Raw genomic sequence first — 22,883 nt, forward strand, 5'->3', positions numbered from 1 at the left:
AACCCATCAGGGCCAGCGGTCAGACGCACCGCGCAAACAGGCCGGACACAAGACCGCTTCTGACCACACACCCCTCACAAAAATGTCTTGCTTTGCAGGAGCCATCCACACGGGACTAAGCGGCCGTTAGCTGCAATGCAGCGCCAGACTCACAATTGAATGAACGCACAGCGGACTTTGTAGTCGTTTTTTCGGTTAGCCTGTGTTGACCGGTTTGTGATTAGGCGTGTCCATTGGCCAATATCTATTGGACTGAGGTAAACCGTAAAAGTAGACTAAGAGTAGCGATCTAAGTCAGGTATTCGAACTGTTTGTTAGGAGATCGATACGGATTTGAATTAGTTCCTTGCGACGCTCTTTGTTCATGGCCTTGAATGTCGCGTGCTCCCAAGTGTGATAGCCGACAAAAAGCATCGCTCGCATTTCCAAGTCGTCGCCCTCGAAGCCCAACTCTGCCAACGCCTGCCGGACGAAATCGAGCCGAAAGTTGGTGACACGCTTAACGATTGCCGCGATCCTAGCGTCCTTCTCGGCTGCATGCCGAACAGCGAGTTCGTGCCTTGCGAGATCGTAGCGAAGAATTGCCTCTGCTGTCTTAAGCAACCGGGCCTTCGGCTCCATCGACAGCAGCTCGTTGTTCTCAGTAATAATCTGAGTCAGGTCTTCCGCCCAATACTCCAGGAGGGCGTCTAGCAATGCTTGGCGAGTTCTGAAGTGCCAGTAGAAACCACTTTTGGCAACATTCAATCGCTTAGCCAATTTCTCGATTGTTAGATCGGCCAGGCTGCCTTCGCCCATCATTTCGAGGGCCGCTTCAAGCCAGTCATTCTTTGAGAAGCCGCGTGAGACTTTGTTTTTTTCTCTCATCGGTAATTCAACTCAATTGTACGCGATTATCTAGACGCAATAGTATAGCTATGTTAGCATTTTTCCAAGGCGCGATTGATGCCGATGTTACATGCCGCGGAGAATGGGAGGGCACCAGAAATGAAAACCCGAAATGCAATGATTCTTGGGGTTCTAGGAGGTGCGCTAAGCACGGGCATTCTGACGGCGGTTTACACCAACGGCACAAATGAAATCGAGTTAATTTCGGCCGCGTACGCGCAGGAAACCACTGCTGACGAACCCGAGGTCTCGCCCACGATGGTTCGAGATCGCCCACGCGAAACGTACTATCCGAACACGGAAGACCTTGCGCCCGACGAGATGCGCGTGATCGCCTGCGGCACCGGAATGCCGACCCAACGAATGAAACAAGCCGCAGCTTGTTTCCTTGTGGAGCTAGGCAATGGCGACAAGTTCCTCTTTGACATTGGCTCCGGTTCAGCGGAACGGATCTCTTCGCTGCAAATCCCGTATACTTACCTTGACAAGATTTTCATCGGGCATTTGCACGCTGACCATTTCGGATCTCTCGGTGATATGTTCATCGGTGGCGCGATCATGGGCCGACAGACCTCGCTGAAAGTCTGGGGACCGAGTGGACCGATCCCTGAACTCGGCACGGCGCATGCCATCGAAGGCATGAAGCAGATGTACACTTGGGACCTTGCTGGTCGCGTTGGAATGATCGATTGGCGGGGCTTCCAGCTTGAAGTCACGGAGTTCGATCATCTTGGCGAGAATGCTATAATCTATGAGGAAAACGGGGTCACGATCCGAAGCTTTCCGGCGATCCACGCGACCGACGGCGCGGTTAGTTTCAGCCTTGAATGGAACGATCTAAAGTTCGTGTATGGTTCTGACACTTACCCGAACAAATGGTTCCTTGAATACGCAAAGGATGCGGATATCGCGATCCACGAGTGCTTTATTGCGGTCCCTGATCTCGTCGGTAAATTGAAGTTCACGCCCGAGCAAGCCTTGGTGGTCGGCACACAAATTCATACCGCACCTGAAGCCTTCGGCAAGGTGATGCAGGAAGTTCAGCCGCGCATGGCGGTCGCCTATCACTTTTTTAAAGATTTTGACACCACGGCTGCGGTCTACGAGCGCATCCGGACAACCTATGACGGCCCCTTGAGCCTCGCCGAAGACTTCATGGTCTGGAACGTGACCAAGGACGAAATCACCGAGCGGATGGCAGTTGTAGAAGAGGCGGTATGGGCGCCACCGCTCTCTGGCCCCGCTGAGCTTCCTGGCGAAAACGACCGACAAAACTATGCTGATGCGACAGGAGTACCTGTGGAAAACCAGACAAATTCTGATTTCATTGCTGGAGGTCGCTGGGACGGTGTCGATGACGTTTTGCGAGGCGTCTACGAGGAGGCGAGCGAGGTCCTAGGGCGAGATTTCCCATATCCAGCCGACCAATAATCAGCCAATCTTATTTGCGGAGGGTAGCGCTGGATTTGGCGTTTCCCTCAGTATATTGCTTAAGTGGAAAAGAGGGCAATCAGACGCCTTCAATCTAATCGTCGCTAGGTCTGTAAAGCGTCTAGTATTCTTGGAGAAGGACAGCGCGTAGCTTGGGATTTGAGCGGCCATTCGCTGCAGCGCAGCTGCCAAAGCCTGATTGAGCGGCCGTTCTGGGCTCAAGGCGGTCATCTGACAAAAACTGTCGGATGACGGCTTTCGCTGCCAAAGCAGACACAAGGGGTTCTGAAGCCACGCTTGTATCAAGATCCGCAATACGTACCCATACCCCTGTGGTTGCCAGAAGTTGTGGCCAAGTGTCAGGCACACCCCAAGCAGTCGGAAAATCCGGAAGTCGATAGGATCCTGCGCTAGACCATTTATGCCCCGACTTCGCCCTTACCCCTTATATCTTGAGCAATGCCGAAGCTGTGGGAGCCGGAGGCTGATCGCAAAGAGCGCTTGGGAAAGGCTGTCGACCTGATCGTCGTATTTGCCGTTTGGGAAAGCCGCACACTCGGCGAGGAAGATTTCCCGGAACCGTGCCGACGAAGGAATACGAACCTCACCGCGCTCAATGGTGGGCGAATGAAGGGACATCCGCTGATCTTTGCCTTTTCCACCCGTCTTCAGGCCTCTGACAAGCTGCGGATAACGCTGGTTCAGATGCGTAAAGACACCCTGTCCCGCTCCATCTCCCTCTACAACAATCAGATTGGGCTTCCACAATTGCTCGAGCTTGACTGCCGCACGCAACAGGTCGGGCTGGAGGTACTGAGCGCGATGAACATCCAGAATGTCGATATAATTGGCGATGAGTCCAAGGGTAATACAGACAGAGTAATCATTCGACTCCCCTGGGACAAAGGCCGGGTCCCAGCTCTGGACAACAGCCTCATAATCTGCTCGGCGGAGGCTGGCGGGCGCAGCGCCGAACCACTCCGGCCGAATGATGTTGCCGCCGGCTGGGACAGGCCGTTGTTGGTACTGGGCCTCAAACGCCCGCGAACCGATTTCACGGCGTTTCTGTTCGAGCTCAGGTAAATCCATGTGATCGGGCAAGAGTGCCGTGCCCTTCTTGCGATCCCAATTCACATCATTTTGAATTGGGATCAGTTTGTCCTCAGTTGCAATGGCCGGAAGCTCCAACACGTGCCATCCACCGTCAGCGATGAGACGGCCAGGAAGATCATCCTCGTGCAACCTCTGAGCCACGAGGACAGCAGCGCCATTCTTGGGGTTGTCGAAGCGCGTCATGACAGTGCCGTTAAACCAGTCATATACCTTGTCCCGATGCGCCTCGGAGGCAACCTCCTCAGCCTTGCTGACATCGTCGGCAATGATGATGTCCCCGCCCTGCCCGGTGATCGGACCGCCGAAGGACGTGGCGCGCCTAAACCCGTTTTGCGTTGTGCAGATTTCATCAAGTGAGATGCGCTTGGGATCGAGCGAAAGCTCAGGGAAAACGGCGCGACTGAGCTCAGATTTCAAAATCAGGCGACTGTCGCGGCTAAATCTCCGTGCCAGGTCGATGCCATAGCTCATGCAGAGGATGCGCGCCGCGGGGTTCCGACCCAGGACCCATGCCGGGAACACAATGCTCGCACAAACCGACTTCAGATGTCGGGGTGGCATCAGGATCAGAAGCCGCCTGATCTCTCCACGTTCGATCAATTCCAGATCGTAACAGATGGCGCGCAGGTGGTGGCCCATATGCAACGCGACGCCCGGCCGCAGTTCCGCAAAAGCACGGCAGACGTAGGCCAGGAGGTTCGTGCGATAGCGGGCGATCAGAGCGTCAGCCGGCTGTATCTGGTTCGTCATCTTCGATGCTCCCTTCCTCCGCCTCGTCGACGGCCGCTGCCGCGTCAAGTTTCGCTTTTTCCAAAAGCGCCTGCCAATCTGCCTCTATCTCAAGAACAGCGAGATCGGCCGGGGTGATGTCGTACCCCATAGCGCCGGCCGCCATGACAGCCTCCTCACCGCTGAGATCGATCAAAATCTTGATCGCTGGTATATGACCGGATTGCGCTTTGGCGAGCAGCGCATGCGCCACTGCGTCAAGATTGCTGATGACTTGTTTTTGTCCGCCCTTGTGAACGACAATTTCTTCACCCCCGAGCTTTTTAACCTTTTCGAGCAAGGACTCGTCCTTCTTCTTTTTGCCGGTTGGATTGCCGGACTGGCCCGGTTGCCATTGCGCGTGTTTGGGGGGCTTGCCGTAACCGACCTCATATTCAGACTTTTTACTCCCGTTTGAACTGCTCATCAGAAGTCCTCCGGTTGGGACACAGTTTCAGGCGCGATGCTGTTGTCACCTCGCGCCACGCTCTCGTCGAAGCGCTCACCGGTCTCTGCATGCACAGCAGTGCCACCAGTCATCTGCTGCCATCGGCGAATGGCCAGATCGACATATCCCGGTTCAATCTCGACACCGACGCAACGTCGGCGCGTGCGCTCAGCCGCGAGCAGCGTCGTGCCGGATCCAAGGAACGGATCGACGACCAGATCCCCGGGTGCGGTCACATCCAGCAACGCATCCATGACCAATCGGATTGGCTTGACCGTTGGATGTACCCCAAAGTCATCATCGGTATCTTTGGCACCGCCGGTCGCCCCAGCGTAGTGCCAGACGTTCGAGCGGTTCCGCCCATATGCGCCGAGTTGTACGTTGTTGAGATGTCCCTGCCCCGGTTTCCGTGCCACAAAGACCAGCTCGTGCTGGGAGCGGTAGAGGCTGCCCATGCCAGGGTTGGATTTGACCCAGACACAGAAGTTAACCGGTTCGAGACCGAGCCGGCGCAACGCTGCCTCCATCTCGCCGACATGGCGCCAGTCGATGCACGCGAACAAGACACCGCCCGGTCGCAGAACGGTCGAAGCGTTGCCGAGGGATTCAAAAAGGAAGTCCGTGAACACCTCACGGCTCATCTCACCGGAGGCTTCGGCAAACTCTTCAAAGCCTTGCTCTGCCCCGCGCACATGGCCGTTTATTTTCACGTTATAGGGCGGATCTGCGAACACAACATCGGCCAGAGCGCCATCGAGCACGGCCGCCAGCCTGTCCCCATCCCGCGCCGATCCGCAAAAAATAACGTGATCTCCGAGGCGCCACTTATCCCCGGATTGGCTGACGGGTTTTGTCTGGGCCCCCGCGAACCCGGAGATATCATCGTCGGAGTCTGGTTGGTCGGTCTCACCCGTGCCAAACTGAATGGCTTCGATTTCCGGAATGGCAAACCCGGGGATCTCGATCTCACCGCTTATCTCGATGATCTCGTTGATCTCAAGACGCAGACCCTCGGCATCCCACACGCCGGTCTCTTGCAGTTTGTTGAGCGACAGGGTGAGACGACGGATTTCGACATCGGGCAGATCGTCGACAAGGATGCAAGGTACTTTGCCTGCCTCCAGGCGGCGGGCCGCCGCAAGGCGGACGTGTCCATCAATCACCTCGTAGCGCTGACCTCCCGGTTTGCTTCGCACCAGGATCGGGATCCGGAACCCGAACCTCTCGATCGCTCGCAGAACTGCATCTTCCTGATCCTTAAGCCCGCGACGCACACGTCGAGGCGCCGCGTCGATAAGGTTGACCGCGATCCAAATAAACAGGAATTCACGAAAAGGGTCGTTCTGGAGCACAACCTGCGGGTCGCCTGACGGACCTGCAGTCGCTTGATTGCCGACATCTGCTGCGTCGGGCTTGGAGTTTTCCTGATCTTTCACAGCCGCGCCTCCTTGGCTTGGGCCGAGGCACGAGAGAAAGGCTGGGGATACATCGCTGGGAGCTGTTACACCAGCCGACACTCTGCGCACCTCTTGGGTTACGGGTCGGTGGTCGCAAGCATCCTTCTGCGACGGGTTGGCATCACATTGCGCCAAAGAACCCCCTGCGTCAAGGATAATTATCGTTGGTTGACAAACGCTTAGAAGGGGAATAAGCCCGCGCGCTCTTTCGACTGGACTTCTGTTCCGAACAGAGCGTCATTGGTCTCACGCCCGGGGTCCGGGCGTACTTCGGTAGGACCGGCAGGGTGCCGGCCCGTAAAACCGAGGAAACCAGGATGCCAAATCTCACAACCAAATCGAAGCCTGAGACCAAGTCGGCGCTCGTACGCCGCATGCTGACCCGCAAGGCTGGCGCCGATCTGATTGCCTTGCAGAAAGCCACCGGATGGCAACCCCATTCGGTGCGCGCCGCGCTCAGCACCCTGCGCAAGGCCGGTTACAAGATCGACCGCCTGCCGCCCGATGCCGATGGTGGAACCGCAACCTACAAGATCACCGCGGAGCCGACCGCGACATGACCGATCCCACAATCAGCGAGATCGAAGCGATGGACCGTGCGGCGCTGATCGCCGCCTGGAACACGCTCTTTGGCCCCCCTGTCCCCAAGGGGCTCAGCCAGTCCTTTCTGCGCCGCTTCCTCGCCTTCGAAGTCCAGGCGCGCAGGTATGGTGGATTGCCCAAGGGATTTGACACCGATCTCAACCGCCGCGTCGCGGCAGCTCCAACGCCGTCGTCACCGACACTCAAGCCCGGCGGGCGCCTGCTGCGCGAGTGGAACGGCGTGACCCACGCTGTTGACGTTCTGGATCACGGGTATCGTTGGAATGGCGAGGTGTATCGATCCCTCTCTGCTGCGGCGCGTGCTATCACCGGGGCCCGGTGGTCGGGCCCCCGTTTCTTCGGCTTGAAGGACGGGCGCTGATGGCCCCTTCGAAGATCCGCTGCGCAATCTATACCCGTAAGTCTTCAGAAGACGGTCTGGACCAGGACTTCAATTCGCTCGATGCACAGTACGAAGCGTGTTCGGCTTATGTCGCCAGCCAGAAGCACGAAGGCTGGGTGCTGGCCCGGACCCGCTTTGACGATGGCGGAGTGTCGGGCGGAACCCTCGATCGTTCTGCCCTGACCCAACTGCTGTCTGAGATCGACGCGGGCCGCATCGGCATGGTGGTGGTCTACAAGATCGACCGCTTGACGCGCTCACTGGCCGACTTCGCCCGTCTGGTCGAACGCTTTGAGGCCTCAGGCTGTTCGTTTGTTTCAGTGACCCAGGCCTTCAACACCGCATCTTCCATGGGGCGGCTCACGCTCAACGTGCTGCTGTCTTTTGCCCAGTTTGAGCGCGAGGTCACCGCTGAGCGAATCCGGGACAAGATCGCAGCGTCGAAGAAGCTGGGTATGTGGATGGGAGGTGTGCCGCCGCTGGGCTATGATCCGCATCCCGACAAACAGGTCCGGGCGCTTGTCGTCAATGCTATGGAGGCCAAGACGATCCGAGCACTGTTCGAACTCTACGACCACCACGGCAAGATCACGGATGTCGAACGCGTGGCCGCTCGTATGGGGTTGCGCTCCAAGCGTCATCAGTTCCGTTCGGGTCGGGAACAGGGCGGTGGTCCTCTGTCCACTGGCCAGATTCACAAGATCCTCACGAACCCGGTCTACCTCGGCCGGATCCGCCACAAGGAGAAGACCTGGCCCGGGCGGCACCCTGCCGTCATCGGTCCCGACCTGTGGCAGAGGGTCCAGGAGAAGCTGCAGGCGGCATCGCGGCGCCGGCGGGGTCGCAAGACCGAGACGGACGCCGCTCCGCTCACCGGCAAGCTCCGGGATGAGACCGGTGACCGGTTAACCCCGACCCACTGCATCAAGGCTGGTAAACGCCATCCCTATTATGTCTCCAACCGGCTGATCAGCAACGGACCCGATCCCACCGGTTGGCGCCTGCCTGGACGCAAGTTGGAGTCAGCGGTGGCCTCTGCGATCGCCGCACATCTCGAACAGGCGGCAGAACAACACAAGTTGCGCGCAACGCCGGATCTGCGCAACGACCCAGCGCTGGAAGATCGCGCCAATGCGCTGGTGTCGAAACTGGGCACAAAAGCACCAGATCTCCTGCGTCGCCTGCTGATCCGCGGTATCGTCGCAAAGACCATCACGCTCAAACTGGATACAGCAACGCTCGCCGGCGTTCTCAGAATATCGAAGACCGATCTTTCCCCAGACCTGCTGGAGATCACCGCGCCGTTTCATCTGCGCCGACGGGGCGTCGAGGCGAAACTGGCAATCGGCGCCCCGGCTCCAAAACCGGACCGAATCCTTCTGCGCACGCTTGCGGACGCGCATCACTGGGCGGCGGGCCTGCGAAATGGTGATCCAATTAAATCCGTCGCACACAATGCCGGTCATCAGACAGTGTTCATTCGCACCCGCGGCCAGCTCGCCTTTCTTTCACCGAAGATCCAGGCTGCGATCCGTGATGGCACACAGCCGTCAGAGCTCACATTGAAACGCATTCTGGACCGACCTGTTCCGCTCGATTGGGACCTTCAGGACCGGCTTTACGGGTTTTCCTGATCACGCCTGAACCCCTCGTGCAGATTTCCCTGCAAATTCCCTGCTCGACACCCCAGGGAATTGCACCCTAACCCATTGATCCAGTGAGAAATATCTGCGCCAGAGACAGCTCAAAGGGCGCCAACAGGAGAAAATTCCCTGTAAATTCCCTGCTGGCAGGGAAATTCCGGGGCAAAACCGACCCCCGGTTTAAGCCGTGCAGAGACGCAGCGGGGAATACGAGAAATACCGTCTCCGGGTGGCGTCCCCGCTCGTTGGAACACGGCGCAAGTCCCCGGAATAACGGGACAAAATCCGGAACTCACATTAATGTCTTACGATGAATTGGGTGTGTGGCGGGGAGACAGGGATTCGAACCCTGGGAACGCTCTCACGTTCAACGGTTTTCAAGACCGCCGCATTCGACCACTCTGCCACCTCCCCGCTTGGAAGCCGGGTCTAAGGCCAGTTGCGGCCAGAGGCAACCCATAAAGCGGGAAATCTTGCCTAAGTTGCAGCAGATGTCTTTCCATGACGCCTTCCACAGGTTATCATCGGTGAAGAGACCGCATTGAGACTGGCACCAGAACCAGCCAACCAGCGGAGAGGCGCGGCCAGAATGGCCAAGTCAGGCAAGGGATGAAAAAATGAAGCGAGCGAAGGGTACACGCTTTGGACCGCAGCGGCTTGCGGTTCTTACTGCCGTTTTATTAGCACTTTCCGGTTGTGAAGAAGGTTTTGATTTGCAGGGCGCGGCAGCGTCGGGCGACGAAACTGATGCTGCTGAGAATGACCAAACAGTCGAGTTGTTTCCGCAGCCTGCGTCGGGTTCGCAGCGCGACGTCGAAGCCCCGGATGTGTTTCAGGTTACCGAGTCCGGATTATGGGATGGACGCCCGTCATTAGGTGGCATTTGGGTTGCACATCCTGACGTGGACCAACCAGAGCGTGTCGTGATCAAAAATACCACCAACAATAAAACGGTTACTGGTGCCCTTTTCCGCAGAGAACGAAATCTTCCCGGACCGGCGCTCCAGGTGTCATCGTCGGCAGCGAATGAATTGGGCATGTTGGCTGGTTCGCCCAGCAACTTAAAAGTTGTGGCATTGCGGCGCGAACAAAAGGAAGTTGCGCCAGCAGAAGAAAAACCGAAAGTCGATGGGAGCGCCGAAACAGAAGTAGCCGAAAACGATTCAGCAACTTCTGAAGACACTGAGGCCACGACATCCAAGCGAAAGTGGTGGCAGAAAAAGCCAACGGACCAGGCTGGAGCGACAGCCGTGGCAGCCGGCGCTGCTGCTGGCGCGGTCGTTTCTGGCTCTGACGGGGCAGAAACCGATACTGAAACAGCGCCAAAACAAACCGCCGCTGCCGCGGAACCTGACGCAGAAACTCTGACAGAAACAGCGGAAAAGCGGAAATGGTGGCAGAAGAAACCCGTTGAAGAAACCGACGTGGCCTCCGGATCAGCGACTGCAAGTGGGGATGCAGTGGACCGACCCACCGAGTCGGCAAACCAGACAGCAGCGCTGGCAGACCCCGAAGTCAAGCCGCCCGCAGAGAACCCGAACCAGAGAAAATGGTGGCAAAAGCAAGATCCCAACGAAATCACAGAGACGCCACTTGATCCAATAGCGGGTGCGGCTGCGGCCATTGAGGCCAGCGAACCGACAGTGGCCGAAACAACAGCTACTGCTGCTGAAACAACTGCGACATCAAATTCCCTCTCTAAGCCTTTCGTCCAAGTCGGCACTTTTGGCGTTGAAGCCAACGCCAAAAGTGCCGCTGAGAAAATTCGCCGTAATGGAATGGACGCCCAGGTTCGCGAGCTTAAAACAGATGACGATACGGTCTGGCGCGTTGTGGTCGGCCCGGCGGATAGCAAAGCCCAGCGCAAAGCTATTCTGTCAGATGTCAAAGACCTTGGTTTCACAGACGCATTCACTGCAAGCAACTAAGATCAGGAGGCCAGGATGTTGCGAGCGATACGATCGACGACTTTGTCACTTGGCCTAGCATTGCTGGCCCTGCCCGCCCATGCGTTTGATACTACGGCCCGTGCAGCTTTCGTAATGGATCAGAAAACGGGCACGGTATTGCTATCAAAAGAGGCGGACCTGCCGTTGCCGCCGGCGTCGATGTCGAAACTCATGACGCTGTATGTGGCTTTTGAAGCTCTGCGTGACGGACGTCTCACACTGGATGAAACTCTACCCGTGTCGGAACACGCAATGAGCTATGGCGGTTCGACCATGTTCCTGAACACGCAAGATCGTGTTCGAGTTGAAGATTTGCTGCGTGGAATCATTGTATTATCTGGTAATGATGCCTGCGTGGTCATTGCCGAGGCTCTCAGCCCTGATGGAACCGAAGCAGGTTTTGCCCGTTTTATGACCCAACGCGCCAAGCAAATGGGTATGGACAATTCGAATTTTGCGAATTCGAATGGCTGGCCGGCGGCTGAGCACATGATGTCAGTTCATGATTTGGCGGTTTTAGCGGATCGTTTAATTTCGGATTTCCCTGAATACTACCCTCTGTTCGCTGAGGAAGTTTACGAATTTGACGGGCGCGCTCCATCCAACGCTCGAAACAGGAACCCGCTGCTGAAGCTGGATATTGGCGCGGATGGTCTGAAAACCGGCCATACGCAAGAGGCTGGGTATGGTCTTGTCGGATCAGCAAAACAAGGTGACCGAAGGGTTATTTTTGTGCTTTCCGGTCTCGACAGTACGGCACGTCGCGCAGAGGAGGCTGAGGCCGTGGTTAACTGGTCGTTTCGAAATTTTGTCGAGAGGACAGTTGCCAAAGCCGAAGAACCGATAGCCCAAGCCAAGCTTTGGATGGGGGCGGAAAAGACCGTAGGATTGGTTCCACAAGAAGATCTAACACTGTTGTTTCCTGTGCTTGGAAATGAAAATGTTGAAGCCGAAATTGTCTATGACGGACCAATCAATACACCGGTGGTTCAAGGCCAGCAGTTAGCTGAGCTAGTTATAAAACCCGAAGGATTGCCGGAAATTCGGCGCCCCTTGTTCGCAGCAAATAGTGTGGATCAGGGTGGATTTGTCGTCCGTATGATGGCCGTAGGCGGTATTGTTCTGAAAGAGTTCATTGATACGCCGCTGGGGCAATTGTGACGCGACAAGGTTTGTTTCTTACCTTTGAAGGCATCGATGGTTCGGGCAAGTCGACTCAAGCGCGCATGCTGGCCGACTTTTTGCGCAATGAAGGTCGCGAGGTCGTGTTGACACGCGAACCTGGCGGATCAGACGGCGCAGAAGAAATCCGAAATCTTGTCCTGCAGGGGGACCCTGACCGTTGGTCAGCTGAAACTGAAATCCTTCTGTTTACTGCCGCACGCCGGGACCATCTTGAACGTACAATTGAACCCGCGCTGTCCGCTGGAAAGGTAGTTATTTGCGATCGGTTCGCAGACAGCACCCGGATGTATCAGGGCCTGTCTCGCGGCGATCTGCGTGGACTAGTCGATCAGCTGCACGACCTTATGATTGGGCGTGAACCCGACCTTACCCTACTCATCGATATGGATCCGGACATGGGCCTTAATCGTGCCAAAAGCCGTCAAGGCGCGGAAGAAAGATTCGAAGACTTCGGACCAGAGCTGCAGCGTCGAATGCGGACGGGGTTTCTTGAGTTGGCAAAAGAATTTTCCGACAGGTTCAAGGTGATCGATGGCAATAGGGACGTAGACAGCGTCGCTGCCGATGTGAAAGATATCGTCTCAAGAGTTTTGTGACGAAAGATCTATGACCGAAGATGCCCTAGCCCCAGATCAGGCAACCGGAGCACCGCATCCGCGTGAGACTAAGCAACTGTTCGGTCAGGTCGCGGCGGAGCAGGAATTTCTGGCAGCATTCAACTCAGACCGGCTACACCATGGCTGGTTGCTGACGGGGCCACGTGGGACGGGTAAGGCAACGCTTGCCTGGCGCATTGCAAAATTTCTTCTCGCAACCCCGCCACGAGATGATGACGGGCTTTTCGGCGCACCCCCGCCAGTGCACACACTGGATATCGATCCTGATCACCCGGTTTCGCATCGCATTCTTGCTGGGGCAGAGCCCGGACTGGCAGCCATCACCCGAACTGTGAACGAACAAGGCCGGTTGCGTTCCGAAATCGTTGTCGACGACATTCGAAAACTTAGCCGGTTCTTCGGAATGACATCCGCAGACGGCGGGCGGAGGGTTGTCATCGTAGATTCGGCAGACGAGATGAACGTCAGCGCCGCCAATGCCCTTTTAAAAATGCTCGAAGAGCCGCCGGCACGTACGACCCTTCTTTTGATTTCTCACCAGCCATCGCGGTTATTGCCGACGATTAGATCGCGCTGCCGCACTCTGCGATTGAAACCGCTTAGCCCTGAGGATATGCGGCTTGCTTTGACGCAGGCTGGTGCAGAAATGCCTGACCAGGCTGATCATTTGGCAGCACTGGCTGAAGGTTCTGTCGGAAATGCAGTACGATTGATTAACCTCGGCGGTCTAGAGATTTATGCGGAATTAACTCGCATATTGGAATCGCTTCCCCGATTGGATCGTCAGCGCGCCCTCGCCTTGGCCGAAGCAGCAGCACAGCGTGGTGCGAAGGAACAGTTTGAACTGCTGCTTAACCTCATCGACGTTGCTCTGTCCCGCTTGGCATTAACCGGAGCAACGGGCGCCTCCCCAATACCAGAGGCCGCCCCGAATGAGGCGGAAATACTTGTCCGGCTATCTGGTACGCCGCAACAGGCCAGAAAATGGGCCGAGGTCGCAGCCACCGTCACCGCCCGTATGCGACACGGGCAGGCCGTGAACCTTGACCCCACCGCTTTGGTCCTAGATACGGTGTTCAAGATACAGGAAACCGCCGGCCAAAACAGATGAGCGATACCCCCCAAATTACCGACAGCCATTGCCATCTGGATTTCCCTGATTTTGAAGGGAAGCTTGATGAAGTAATCTCTCGTGCGGTCGAAGCGGGTGTTACCCGCATGGTGACGATCTGCACCAAGTTGCAAAATGAACCAAAAGTCCGATCCATTGCCGAAGCCCACGCGCAGATCTTCTACGCTGCAGGCACTCACCCTATGAGCGCTGCAGAAGAGCCATTGGTCAGTGTCGACGAATTGGTTGAAATTTCACACCATCCCAAGATGGTTGGAATTGGGGAAAGCGGACTGGATTATCACTACACTGCTGACTCGGCCGCTGTGCAAAAACAGTCACTGCGTATTCATATCGCAGCCGCACAGCGCACCGGTTTGCCTTTGATCATCCACTCCCGTGACGCTGACGATGACATGGCGCGCATTCTATCCGAAGAATTTCGTAATGCGCCCTATACCTGTGTGATGCATTGCTTTTCATCCACTGCAAGCCTTGCCAAGACAGCGTTGGATTTGGGTTTCTACCTGTCTATGTCCGGTATTACTGCTTTTCCAAAAAGCCAAGCGCTACGAGACATTTTTGCCGCCGCCCCAATTGAACGGATTCTGGTAGAAACCGATGCTCCTTACCTGGCCCCGCCACCTTACCGTGGAAAGCGGAACGAACCGGCATACACAGCTTACACGGCGCGAAACGCTGCCGAGGTATTTGGTGTTTCGTACGCGGATTTTGCGGCTCAGACACAGAGTAATTTCGACCGGCTTTTCGCTAAGGCCGCCCGATACAAGGCTGCGGCATGAGTGAATTACGATTTACTATCTTAGGCTGCGGGTCGTCCGGGGGCGTACCTCGACTGGGCGGGCATTGGGGAGAATGCGACCCAAAGAATCCAAAAAATACCCGGCGACGTTGTTCGCTGCTTGTCGAAAGAGACAGCCCAGAGGGAACGACTTCGGTCTTAATCGACACCTCTCCGGACATGCGCAGTCAGCTGCTGGATACTGGCACCGGTCGGCTGGATGGCGTCGTATATACCCATTCCCATGCGGACCATACGAACGGAATCGACGACCTTCGTATGATCGTATTCAACATGAAGTCGCGCGTTCCAGTTTGGGCAGATGGGGACACTCAGAACGATCTGTTGGGGCGGTTTGGATATGCTTTCGTTCAACCCGAAGGTTCGCCGTACCCACCGATCCTTGAACTAAAAACCATTGATGGACCTTTTCAGATAGACGGGCCCGGAGGAGCTATTCCATTCAGCCCTTTCCGCGTAAATCACGGATCAATCGATGCGCTCGGCTTTCGCATCAAGGATCTGGCTTACTTGCCTGATGTCGCAGAATTTCATAACGACACACGTTCAGAACTTGCTGGGCTGGATTACCTAATCATCGATGCATTGCGACGATCACCACATCCGACCCATGCCCATTTGGACAGAACACTTGGCTGGATAGACGAGCTGCGGCCAAAGCACGCTGTATTGACGAATATGCATATCGATCTGGATTATGCCACGGTCGAGGCGGAAACTCCGGATTACATCACACCCGCCTATGACGGTATGGTGATCCGGCAACCGGTTTAGGCTCGAAAGTGTATTCGCCGCCAGACGCAGTCAGGACGACTTAATGTTCCAAAGTCTGATCGATGTTGTCCTACCGGTTTTTCTAGTAATCGGAGCGGGTTACGCCGCGACGTATTTCGGGTATTTTCGCGAAATCCACATCGATGGACTGATGAAGTTTACACAAGGCTTCGCAATCCCCTGCCTGTTGTTTCTTGCCATCGCAAACATCGATCTTAGCACAAGTTTCAATCCCAAGCTTTTAGCAAGCTTTTATACGGCAGCTGGTCTGTGCTTTGTCGCTGGAATGCTTGGAGCACGCTTTATTTTTGGCCGGGAATGGGAAGACTGCGTTGCAATCGGGTTTTGTTGCCTTTTCTCGAATTCCGTTCTTTTGGGCTTGCCGATTACCGAACGTGCTTATGGTCCTGACAACCTGACAGGGAATTATGCAATAATCGCCTTTCACTCTCCGTTTTGCTACCTCGTTGGCATTACGGTGATGGAGGTGATCCGCAACCGTGGTCACGGCAGTGCCCGAATGGTTAAATCTGTGCTGTCTGCCATGTTCAAAAACGCGCTGATCTTGGGGATCGGTCTTGGATTCATAGTCAACCTCTCCGGAATTACAGTGCCTGCTACATTGGATGAAGCTTTGGGCTTGATTACCAGGGCCGCTTTGCCGGGTGCGTTGTTTGCGTTGGGCGGCGTTCTGGTCATGTATCGGCCCGAAGGTGACCTGCGCACGATCGCTTTTGTCTGCAGTGTTTCGCTGCTTTTGCATCCAAGCCTGGTTTGGGTGTTCGGGACATCACTGTCGTTACCACAAGATCTGTTCCGCTCCGGTGTCTTAAACGCGGCTATGGCTCCTGGATTTAACGCATACATTTTTGCCAATATGTATGGCCGAGCAAAACGTGTAGCCGCTTCATCGGTTTTGGTGGGTACGGCGGTTTCGATTCTTTCCGTTTGGATGTGGCTGATACTTTTGGGTTAAGCGTTTTTTCGTTGTTCGGATTGACTCTGCCCGCTAACGCGACATCTTCCCCTCGAACAGTTTTCGGAACTAACGAATGCCACACGCCGTCATTGTCGCTCATGGTCAGCCATCGGACCCAACCCCAGCCGAAGTTTCACTGGCCGAGTTTGCACGGTCGGTCGGTGTTTTGACTCCTGATATTTCTGTCCATTCTGCCACGCTCGCCGCTCCGAATGCGTTGGAAAACTGCTTGGATGAACTTCCCGATGGAGCGACAATTTATCCGTTGTTTATGGCCAAGGGTTGGTTTGTGAACAACGCCCTACCCAAAAGGATCGGATCCCGAAATGTTAGCGTGCTTGATCCATTGGGGGTCGATCCAGAATTGCCGGCATTGGTCTGGGACGCGCTTCACAAGTTCTTGGAGCTGAATAAATGGACGGCGGTAGAGGTTGATTTGGTAATCGCGGCACATGGGTCGGGCCGGAGCCAAAACCCGGGAAAGGTGGCGCAGGAGTTCGCATCGCGCCTGAAAAGTTTTGGGTCTTTCAAATCGATCCGAACTGGCTTTGTCGAACAGCCACCTTCGATCGCCGAGGCCGCTGCCGGAACCGAAAGCAAATCGATCTGCCTTCCGTTCTTTGCCTGCACTGGCGGGCATGTTCTTGAAGACGTTCCACAAGAACTGGCGCGTGCTGGTTTCAATGGTCATGTAATGCCCGTTGTCGGAGAATTGCCGAGAGTTCAACAGCACATTGCTGACAGGTTAAACCAGTTATCAGCTGAATAACGAAGGAAAGTATTCCGATAACCGCGGTTATCGGTCTCCTTGCTCCACTCAATTACCAAGAGAATTGAGTTCAATTGGCTTTCGCTGGTTCTTCATAGAAAACGTGGCGGGAACTGCCATTTTTCTTAGCCTCATACAACGCCTGATCGGCAGCATTCAGGACCTTTGCCCATTCCTGTGTTTTGAATTGCGTCGACAGGGCCGTTCCGATGTTGGCTGATATAATACATTCCGTGTTGTCGAATGCGATCGGCTCGCGCAGTCTGGCGATTAGTCTTTCGGCAATGCCGGTCAGTGTTTTGCGATCTTTCAATCCTTTGAAAATCAGAACGAACTCATCGCCCCCAATACGCGCGACGGTGTCGTCGCTGCGTGTTTCTTCCATCATAATTCGCGCCGCCTGTTGCAGCACGTGGTCACCAGCTGCATGACCGAGACGATCATTTACTGACTTAAAGAAATCCAAATCAAGGTGCATCAGCGCGAAGCTTGATTGCGATTGTATGAGCTGATCCAGCATGTGATCCATAGCCCGCCGATTTTTGAGACCCGTAAGCGTATCCGTATAGGCCTGTTCTTCGGCTTCCAACATGGCGCCCTGCAATCGCAAATTCAGAGACCGGGACGCTTCCATCGCGGCTGATTTCGCCTCTACGAGGTAAAGTAATTCGATTGCCAGATCAGCCCCGGAAAAATCAGCGCTTGTCAGAGCATAGTCCCGTACAGCGTCTAGGATAGATATACCGAAGGACAGATTGATGACCGCGCCTGAACGGTTCCGCAGCGGAGCGACTAGCCCCTTGAGCGTTGTTCGCGGTTCATCGCGAAATCTAAGTTGCAACCGGCCGCAAGAAGCCACCATAAGACCCGAAACCGTTGTTATTGATTTAGGACGAATGAGTTCGAAGATATCAAGAAAATTTCGCTCAGCCATCGGCTGATCTGGACGCAACTTCTGCAACGTGTGACCGACGCTTTGAATTTGTCCTGTTTCGTCGACAATGACAAACATCGGACACAGAGTTTCCAGCAACTCAACCAGATCCGACATTGGTGTCATTGCGCTCGGGCCCCAAGGTCGAATCGTCGGCCTTCAGAAAAGGCACTTTCCACCAAAATTATCGAGATTACATCGTTTGCGCCCAGACCCTCATCATTGGAAAGCATGACCAAAGCACCGTAATCATCGGCCATGGCGCGCAACACCCCCGTCATGACACTGGAATATCCGGGCAACCCTGGTGAGCAGCGCAAAGTATATTCCGTCGAAGATTGCTCGCGCAGTTCCAACACAGGCAAGTCTAGATCGGATAAAGCCAGACGGGCCCGATCCGAAAGGTCATCCAAAGAATGCAGGAACTCAACATATGTCACGCCGCCAAAGCGTAGCAAACGGCGCAGACCTTCAATATTCGGGTGCGATACCAAGTAAGTTCCAAGGTCTTCAAGAAATTCTGATTGAGGTCGACTCAGCTCGGCACACAACGCGTCCAGTACTCGTGTCGACACATCTGCATCGTATATCAGCATAGGCTCGAATTCGACAAACCCGAGATTTGCTTTCTCGGTCGCACGTTGCCAGCAGGACCACCCATAAGTGGCACAGACGAATGATTGAATCGCCCTGTTGATCAGACCGTGCATTTTAAGCCTCAGGTTTCGCGTACTGCATGATCTGACGGCAGAAAACTTAACAAACTGCCAAAGTTGGCCAGTTATTCACTACAATGCCAGTCAGTTTGCCTGTGACACAAACAGGGCAAACAAAGAGAATCGGCTTAAAAGTCTGTAGGTGCGCCACCTTCCGCTTTTCGGCGTTCCACAAACTCAGCCAGTTCTTCTCGGATAGCTTCTTCCATGGGTGGGGCTTCAAAACTGCCCACGATTTCCTTGAACATTCTATGCGCCCTCTCAGCAGTCCAGATACCACCGGCCGCGTCCCAGGCCTCATAATTCTTCCAATCGCTAAGAAATGGCTGGTAGAAGGCGGTAGAATATCTGTCCTGCGTGTGTTGAATCCCAAAAAAGTGCCCGTCATTGCCAACATCGCGAATGGCATCTAAGGCGATATCGTCAGGTCCGGTCGCGACCAGCTCTGGCTGCATATAGCGTTGAATATGCTGCAAAATTTCGCAATCCATGACGAACTTCTCAGGACTCGCTATAAGGCCGCCTTCAAGCCAACCGGCCGCGTGATAGACCATGTTGGTGCCTGATTGCACTGCCACCCATAAAGAGTTTGAAGTTTCCCAGATCGATTGTCCGTCCGGTACATTTGCAGCGCATACCCCCGACGAGCGCATCGGCAGGTTGTAAAAACGGGCCATCTGACCGGTCATCTGGGTCGATCGCATATATTCCGGCGTCCCAAATGCAGGAGCACCCGATTTCATGTCTACGTTCGACGTAAATGTACCGATTACACATGGAATTCCCGGCCGGACATATTGGAACAGAGCTATAGCGCATAATGCTTCGGCTAAGGACTGTGCAACAGCTCCGGCCATGGTAACAGGCGCCATTGCCCCGGCCAATGTGAATGGGGTCACCACAATCGCTTGCCCACGTCGCGCTAGGCGCAAACAACCGTCGATCATTGGGTGATCGTGCTTTAACGGAGAGGTAGAGTTGATATTCGTGTACATGCGCGGCGAAGCCTCGAATTCTTCGTGGCTTAGGCCGCTGGCAATTCGCACCATTTCCATGACATCTTCGACCCGCTCTTTGCCCAGTGAATAGGCATGCATGGCTTTGTCGGTCAGGGTAAGTTTATCGTAGAGCACGTCCAGGTGCCGAACACTCGCGTGGATGTCCACCGGCTCAACCGGGTAACCTCCTGCGAAATGAATACAGTTGAAAAATTGAGTCAGCTTCAGCAAATCCTGGCACATTCTACGGGTGCCTGGAACTTTCTTACCTATCTCCATGTCCCAGTAATTCGGTGGGGAGGACACGTTCCCGAAAAGCAGATTTCTACCGCCAATAGTGATTTGGTGGTCTGGGTTGCGCGGTGTAATGGTGAAACTGGATGGAGCTTTAGCCACCATTTCCATTACAAAATCACGCCCCATTCGAACGTTCGAGTCCTTGATTGTGCACCCTGCTTCGCGAAGAATACCAATGGCTTCTTCGTTGTAGAACTCGATTCCAATCTCTTCGAGAATGCGCATTGCACCGTCGTGAATGGCTTCGATTCCTTCTGGGCCAAGCGGTTCGGTTGGACGATCTGTGTTAACTGGCGGGTTCCATGGCATCTGGTCAATAACTGCGCTGCCACGCCTCGCGGCGGCTCCTGCGCGTCCACCACTGCGGCGTCGGGATGTCCTGGTTTCTGCCATTGGGTCCTCCGAGGGTCTGCTTTGTTCAAGCAAGCCCTGAAGTGCCGACAAATGGCCGTTCTGTCAGCGACAACAGATGTCGGTTTTGTGGCCCTATTATGCTATTTTCCCCCTAATGTCGTCACTTGCTCGACAACCATCCGGCGATGTGTCCGATATCGGGCAGAACTACATCTGCCAAGGGTTCCAAAGCTTCAGCCGGAGCCACGCCAGTCAACACACCGATTGTGGTCATTCCCGCGGCCCTGCCTGCCTCAAGATCGTGACGGCTGTCGCCCACCATAGCGATTTGTGAAGGATTGATCTTCACGTGATTGGCAAAAGCAAGCAATTGCCCCGGCCCCGGTTTAAATCCGTGCCCGCTGTCGTATCCAGCGACAAAATCAAAATAGTCTCGTATGCCCATAGACCGCAAATGCTGCACAGCAGGCATTTCTCCGTCATTTGTAGCAACCCCAAGTTTTAGTCCGGTCTGACGCAAATTACTCAGAAACGGGCCAAGGGGTACTGCTGGTACCTGCTCGGCCAGCGCGGACTCTCGATTCAAAATACCGACAAGTTCAGAATGATCATAGCCCTTCAGATGTGGTATCAGGGCGTCTGCAACTTCGCTGACTGTTCCGGCAATAACAACACTGTCGCCTTGATAACAGCCCTGCGCAAAGTCAAAACCTACTACCTTACCCAATTTGGCAGCCTGACTGGTATCTCCTTCAGAAAGGCGCAGTAGTACTGCGCGACCGAAAGCACCCCAAGTGGCCGCAAAATCAAAAAGAGTACCGTCTTTGTCGAAAATGAGCGCCTCAACTCGCACGCCACGCTCTCCTGTCAAGTCCAGTGCATTGCCGATTCGCCCGCCAAGACGGATCGAGCTTGTGCAGGAAGATCATAACTTTCTGAATTAGCGTCACAATATGAGACCACCCAGGAATCATCCAACAACAGAAAATCAAGCACTGACACCAAAAACTCGGTCTCTCCAACTCGGTTACGCAGATCCTGTTCCGAGGCTCCTGTTGCGCCTAAAAATATCGGCAGAAGCTCTTCGTTACCCACCAGCCAGCTCAGTGCATTCAGGGCCAGTGTTTCCGCGGAGTTCTTAGAGATCGACATAAACTCGCCTCGTTATTGAGCTTGGAAAGGGTTTGTTAACCAGACTCATAAAGACTTTGGCAACGCATGCAATCTAACGGTGAACGCCAATGTCTGTGCAAGGCACGATACTTGTCCTCGACGGGGTCTCTACCAACCGCATTATGCTCAAGGTGCAGTTGACTGCTGCTTGGTATCATGTCGTTCAAGGTGAAAGGCTAAGGGGACTGCCGACTTTGTTACGCCGAAGCCAGCCCGACCTTGTTCTGGCGGCGCAAACTTTGCCAGACGGCAAAGCAGCGGACGTAAAGAAACTGTTGGCCGGCGATCCAACTCTTGCAGATATTCCCGTTGTCGCCATAACCCAGCAAAACGACAAAGCCGCGCGAATTCAGGCGCTAGCCGACGGTTTGGATGACGTCCTGGCATACCCTTTCAAAGACACCCTACTGCTTGCACATGTCCGTAGCCTTCTTCGCATACGTGGGAAACAACAAGAGTTGCGGATCAATGATGAACCCAAGTCTATTGGATTTGCAGAACCGCAAACCGCCTTTTATAAGCCTCCCCCCGCAGGTTTGGTGGCGTTACTTGCGCACAGCACTCGCACCAACTCGACATGGCGTAAGGCTTTGTCCAAGCAAATGCCCAACTCCATATCAACGCACACATTACCCAACCTGAAGGGTATACTTTCCGCCCCAGCCCCTGACGCGATTGTTGTAGAACTTGGACCCGGAGCAGCCGGACAAACAATTCTGTCGGACTTACGATCCAGGGCGACAACGCGCCATTCGGCGCTGATCGGAGTGATGCAGGGTGATAATGCGGACTTGGCTGCCGAAGCGTTGGATTGGGGAGCTGACGCCGTGTGCCAGGGCGGTTTCGAGACAGACGAGATTGTCCTACGATTGAAACGGCACATAGCCCGCAAGCAGACAGACGACAAGCTGCGCGCATCATTACGCAAGGGGCTGACCGACTCGCTGACTGACGCATTGACAGGGCTTCACAATCGCCGTTTTGCCATGTCCGCGCTTGACCAAATCGCGCGCAAATCCTTGAATTCAGGGCGTAGTTTCGCCGTAATGGTCGCAGATCTTGACCACTTTAAGTCGATCAACGACAGGTTTGGACATAGTGTCGGCGACCTCGTGTTGACCGAAGTGGCAGGCCGACTGCAGCGCACCGTCGAAAAAGCTGGGTTTGTCGCGAGGATCGGTGGTGAAGAATTCTTGATATGTATTCCCGATGTTCCGCAAGAAAACGCATTGGAAACAGCAGACTTGATATGCGACCGCATATGTGCGGAGCCGTTTCGATTGCCGGACTCCCAGTTATCGATCCCAGTCACAATCAGTATTGGCCTAAGGTTGTGCGAACCATGGAGCTTAAATCGAAGTGGTAGTCCATTTCTGGCTGGTGATTTATTAAAATCTGCGGATATAGCACTGTACGCCGCAAAGAAAGCCGGTCGCAATCAAGTGCAGATTAGGCCAGATGCCGCGTAGTT

General features: G+C 54.8%; 22 protein-coding genes and 1 tRNA gene. 13 read left to right on the forward strand and 10 right to left on the reverse strand.

Annotated elements, in window-relative coordinates; all coding sequences use genetic code 11:
• Positions 1–294: 294 nt before the first annotated feature.
• A complete protein-coding gene (locus AC2FNV_RS06775; RefSeq protein ID WP_496772786.1) occupies positions 295–867 on the reverse strand; it encodes a TetR/AcrR family transcriptional regulator in 573 nt (190 codons plus the stop codon).
• Positions 868–987: 120 nt separating this feature from the next.
• On the opposite strand from AC2FNV_RS06775, the gene gntH reads away from it, so the two are divergent.
• Positions 988–2,319: a guanitoxin biosynthesis MBL fold metallo-hydrolase GntH gene (gene gntH / locus AC2FNV_RS06780; protein WP_496772788.1), complete on the forward strand. Its 1,332-nt coding sequence runs from the start codon at positions 988–990 to the stop codon at positions 2,317–2,319.
• A gap of 438 nt (positions 2,320–2,757) precedes the next feature.
• On the opposite strand, the gene AC2FNV_RS06785 is transcribed toward gntH, so the two are convergent.
• From AC2FNV_RS06785 to AC2FNV_RS06795, 3 genes are read right to left on the reverse strand one after another with little or no spacing between them, the layout of a single operon-like run.
• Complete coding sequence (locus AC2FNV_RS06785) at positions 2,758–4,182, reverse strand: phage terminase large subunit family protein (RefSeq protein ID WP_496746166.1); 1,425 nt, start codon at positions 4,180–4,182, stop codon at positions 2,758–2,760.
• Positions 4,157–4,627 carry a DUF5681 domain-containing protein gene (locus tag AC2FNV_RS06790; protein WP_496746165.1) on the reverse strand — a complete coding sequence of 157 codons (471 nt, stop codon included), beginning with the start codon at positions 4,625–4,627 and terminating at the stop codon, positions 4,157–4,159. The genes AC2FNV_RS06785 and AC2FNV_RS06790 overlap by 26 nt, the downstream gene beginning before the upstream one ends.
• Positions 4,627–6,084, reverse strand: coding sequence for a DNA methyltransferase (locus tag AC2FNV_RS06795; RefSeq protein WP_496772791.1), 1,458 nt, complete (start codon positions 6,082–6,084; stop codon positions 4,627–4,629). The genes AC2FNV_RS06790 and AC2FNV_RS06795 overlap by 1 nt, the downstream gene beginning before the upstream one ends.
• A 338-nt stretch (positions 6,085–6,422) precedes the next feature.
• On the opposite strand from AC2FNV_RS06795, the gene AC2FNV_RS06800 reads away from it, so the two are divergent.
• The 3 genes from AC2FNV_RS06800 to AC2FNV_RS06810 are packed head-to-tail and all read left to right on the forward strand — an operon-like array spanning position 6,423 to position 8,724.
• Positions 6,423–6,665: a DUF3489 domain-containing protein gene (locus tag AC2FNV_RS06800; protein ID WP_496772793.1), complete on the forward strand. Its 243-nt coding sequence runs from the start codon at positions 6,423–6,425 to the stop codon at positions 6,663–6,665.
• Positions 6,662–7,069, forward strand: a complete 408-nt coding sequence (locus AC2FNV_RS06805; protein ID WP_496772795.1) for a DUF2924 domain-containing protein — start codon at positions 6,662–6,664, stop codon at positions 7,067–7,069. The genes AC2FNV_RS06800 and AC2FNV_RS06805 overlap by 4 nt, the downstream gene beginning before the upstream one ends.
• Positions 7,069–8,724 (forward strand): recombinase family protein, encoded by a 1,656-nt coding sequence (locus AC2FNV_RS06810; protein WP_496772797.1) that lies wholly within the window; start codon positions 7,069–7,071, stop codon positions 8,722–8,724. The genes AC2FNV_RS06805 and AC2FNV_RS06810 overlap by 1 nt, the downstream gene beginning before the upstream one ends.
• Positions 8,725–9,057: 333 nt before the next feature.
• On the opposite strand, the gene AC2FNV_RS06815 is transcribed toward AC2FNV_RS06810, so the two are convergent.
• Positions 9,058–9,147: transfer RNA gene (locus AC2FNV_RS06815), tRNA-Ser, on the reverse strand.
• Between the two features lie 203 nt (positions 9,148–9,350).
• Between AC2FNV_RS06815 and AC2FNV_RS06820 the strand changes: the two genes are divergently transcribed.
• From AC2FNV_RS06820 to AC2FNV_RS06855, 8 genes are all read left to right on the forward strand, one after another.
• Positions 9,351–10,661 (forward strand): SPOR domain-containing protein, encoded by a 1,311-nt coding sequence (locus tag AC2FNV_RS06820; RefSeq protein WP_170607927.1) that lies wholly within the window; start codon positions 9,351–9,353, stop codon positions 10,659–10,661.
• Between the two features lie 15 nt (positions 10,662–10,676).
• Positions 10,677–11,843 carry a D-alanyl-D-alanine carboxypeptidase family protein gene (locus AC2FNV_RS06825; protein WP_170607929.1) on the forward strand — a complete coding sequence of 389 codons (1,167 nt, stop codon included), beginning with the start codon at positions 10,677–10,679 and terminating at the stop codon, positions 11,841–11,843.
• On the forward strand, positions 11,840–12,463 hold the full coding sequence (tmk, locus tag AC2FNV_RS06830; protein WP_170479021.1) for a dTMP kinase: 624 nt from the start codon (positions 11,840–11,842) through the stop codon (positions 12,461–12,463). Before AC2FNV_RS06825 ends, tmk begins: the two co-directional genes overlap by 4 nt.
• Positions 12,464–12,473: 10 nt before the next feature.
• A complete protein-coding gene (locus AC2FNV_RS06835) occupies positions 12,474–13,595 on the forward strand; it encodes a DNA polymerase III subunit delta' (protein WP_170607931.1) in 1,122 nt (373 codons plus the stop codon).
• Entirely contained in the window at positions 13,592–14,398 is an 807-nt protein-coding gene (locus AC2FNV_RS06840) for a TatD family hydrolase (protein ID WP_170607933.1), read from the forward strand. The genes AC2FNV_RS06835 and AC2FNV_RS06840 overlap by 4 nt, the downstream gene beginning before the upstream one ends.
• Positions 14,395–15,192 (forward strand): MBL fold metallo-hydrolase, encoded by a 798-nt coding sequence (locus AC2FNV_RS06845; protein ID WP_170479009.1) that lies wholly within the window; start codon positions 14,395–14,397, stop codon positions 15,190–15,192. The genes AC2FNV_RS06840 and AC2FNV_RS06845 overlap by 4 nt, the downstream gene beginning before the upstream one ends.
• 43 nt (positions 15,193–15,235) lie before the next feature.
• Complete coding sequence (locus AC2FNV_RS06850; protein WP_170479007.1) at positions 15,236–16,168, forward strand: AEC family transporter; 933 nt, start codon at positions 15,236–15,238, stop codon at positions 16,166–16,168.
• A gap of 76 nt (positions 16,169–16,244) precedes the next feature.
• Positions 16,245–16,940, forward strand: a complete 696-nt coding sequence (locus AC2FNV_RS06855; protein ID WP_170607934.1) for a CbiX/SirB N-terminal domain-containing protein — start codon at positions 16,245–16,247, stop codon at positions 16,938–16,940.
• Positions 16,941–17,010: 70 nt separating this feature from the next.
• Here AC2FNV_RS06855 and AC2FNV_RS06860 read toward each other — a convergent pair whose 3' ends face one another.
• The 5 genes from AC2FNV_RS06860 to AC2FNV_RS06880 form a co-directional block, all read right to left on the reverse strand.
• A complete protein-coding gene (locus tag AC2FNV_RS06860; protein WP_437436829.1) occupies positions 17,011–18,000 on the reverse strand; it encodes a GGDEF domain-containing protein in 990 nt (329 codons plus the stop codon).
• Entirely contained in the window at positions 17,997–18,584 is a 588-nt protein-coding gene (locus tag AC2FNV_RS06865; RefSeq protein WP_170607960.1) for a heme NO-binding domain-containing protein, read from the reverse strand. The genes AC2FNV_RS06860 and AC2FNV_RS06865 overlap by 4 nt, the downstream gene beginning before the upstream one ends.
• 134 nt (positions 18,585–18,718) lie before the next feature.
• Positions 18,719–20,278, reverse strand: a complete 1,560-nt coding sequence (locus tag AC2FNV_RS06870; protein WP_496772803.1) for a trimethylamine methyltransferase family protein — start codon at positions 20,276–20,278, stop codon at positions 18,719–18,721.
• A gap of 121 nt (positions 20,279–20,399) precedes the next feature.
• Positions 20,400–21,092, reverse strand: a complete 693-nt coding sequence (locus tag AC2FNV_RS06875; RefSeq protein ID WP_170607964.1) for an HAD family hydrolase — start codon at positions 21,090–21,092, stop codon at positions 20,400–20,402.
• A 14-nt stretch (positions 21,093–21,106) separates the two neighbouring features.
• Positions 21,107–21,391, reverse strand: coding sequence for a DUF3572 domain-containing protein (locus AC2FNV_RS06880; RefSeq protein WP_170478999.1), 285 nt, complete (start codon positions 21,389–21,391; stop codon positions 21,107–21,109).
• 89 nt (positions 21,392–21,480) lie between these two features.
• Between AC2FNV_RS06880 and AC2FNV_RS06885 the strand changes: the two genes are divergently transcribed.
• Positions 21,481–22,881: a diguanylate cyclase gene (locus AC2FNV_RS06885; protein ID WP_170607965.1), complete on the forward strand. Its 1,401-nt coding sequence runs from the start codon at positions 21,481–21,483 to the stop codon at positions 22,879–22,881.
• Positions 22,882–22,883: the final 2 nt, after the last annotated feature.

This window comes from Ruegeria sp. BHSA163 (assembly GCF_059613365.1).